The sequence below is a fragment of the Chryseobacterium oranimense genome (assembly GCF_900129755.1).
In the GTDB taxonomy this organism is placed as follows: domain Bacteria; phylum Bacteroidota; class Bacteroidia; order Flavobacteriales; family Weeksellaceae; genus Chryseobacterium; species Chryseobacterium oranimense.
Genome location: NZ_FQWT01000014.1, coordinates 1 through 1,865, shown reverse-complemented (window position 1 = coordinate 1,865; position 1,865 = coordinate 1). Strand labels below are relative to the sequence as shown.

1 protein-coding gene is annotated in these 1,865 nt (G+C 39.3%); it reads right to left on the bottom strand.

What is annotated here, in order from left to right; translation table 11 throughout:
* A partial coding sequence (locus BUB03_RS21510; protein ID WP_139258955.1) for a glycosyltransferase family 117 protein occupies nucleotides 1-1,865 on the bottom strand: 1,865 nt, incomplete at both ends.

The following is a 1,865-nucleotide window of genomic DNA, read 5'->3' as shown; positions in this document are numbered from 1 at the left end:
CCCATCATAAAAGGAACTCCTAATAAAACTACTCCCAGAGCAATATTCGCTCCATTGGATTTTACTTTTGACTGGATAAACCATAAAATAGCTGCCGCTCCAAGACCAATCCAGATGGCAAAAGCATAGAACGAGCCTACCATTGCATAATCTCTCTCCCTTACTTCAAACGGTTTTACGCCGGTATAGAAAACAATTCCTATACTGGTTAAAATAAATAATGAAAGCAGGGCATAGAATCTACCAAAGTCCCTGTTCAATTGGAAAAAGAAACCGATCAATCCTAAAATCAATGGTAAAAAGAAGAATTTTACAGTACTTTCATTTTTGAATTTGGCAGGCATTTTATCCTGGTTCCCAAGCAAAGCATTGTCAATAAAAGGAATTCCGGAAATCCAGTTTCCTTTTGTATTCTCCATATTTCCTTCAAGGTCGTTCTGTCTTCCCACGAAATTCCACATCAGGTATCTTACAAAGTAATACCCATTCTGGAAAGTAATGAAATAGTCCATATTCTGGGCCAGTGAAGGCTTCTGAACATTGATAAGGTTGTACGGCTTAACCTTCAGGTAATCGGCTGCCGTAATGGTTTTATCTTCATATTTTCCTCTCAGTTCATCGAAAATCTGCTTGGCCTGAGGACTATCCGCTACATCTTCATTGGCATAGTTGAAAGTAAAGTCAGGGGCTCCGTACATGGAAATGTAGTTGGCCATTACATCCTTATCTTCATTGAACATCCTTGGCATTAAGCTCACCTGAGATTTACTGAATGTATAATTGAAACGATCCCCTGTTTTTCTGTAAGTTCCGGTTTTTTCATCTTTTTCATAGATTTCACCGGTTTTCTTTGTTTTAAAGCTACCGTCCTCGTTTTTCTCAATTCCATTCGCATCAAGGAAAGCCGTATAGTTTTGACCGTAGATAGTAGGCCAGTCACCGTATTGCTCCCTGTTATAATAATCCAGCATTCCAATAGCCGTATCGGGATCGTTAAGGTTCATCGGCGGATTAGCATTCGCTCTGATAGGAATAACCATCCAGCATGAAAAACCGATGATCATATACACTACCGACAATGCAGCCGTCTGATATATATTTTTCTTAGCTTTTCTCGCATATTTAATTATAAAATAACATGCTGCCACCATCAAAATAAATGCAGCAATGGTTCCTGAATGGAAAGGAAGTCCAAGCCCGTTAACGAAGAATATTTCAAGTCTTCCGAACATGGTCATGATTAATGGGAAAATAATTTTGAATACAATGATCAAAATTCCCAGTGTAATGGCATTCGCCCAGATAAAGTTTTTCCAGGTAAATTTGTAATTTCTTGCATAATATACTAAGCATACGGCCGGAACTGCAAGCATACACATCATGTGAACTCCCACAGAAAGCCCTAATACAAAGAAAATAAGGATGATCCATCTTTCGCTGTCTTTGGCAAGATATTCATTTTCCCATTTGGTAATCAGCCAAACGAGCAAAGCAATAAACATGGAAGCCATGGAATATACCTCTCCTTCTACCGCAGAAAACCAGAAAGTATCCGAAAAAGTAAAGCATAGAGCTCCTACTGCTCCTGCAAAAAGAATGGAAATTTCCTGGTGTTGGGTAACTTCATCAAAATCCTTGTTCAACAGCCGTCTTACAAAATGGGTAATCGTCCAGAATAAAAATAAAATCGTCAGCGCACTGAACAATGCAGACATCGCATTGATTACGATAGAATAATTTTCACCCTTCCCTAAAGCAAAAATGGCTGCCACAGCACCCACAATCTGGAATAAAGCCGCTCCGGGAGCATGCGTTACTTCAAGTTTTACCGCAGAAGAAATATACTCGCCACAGTCCCAGAAACT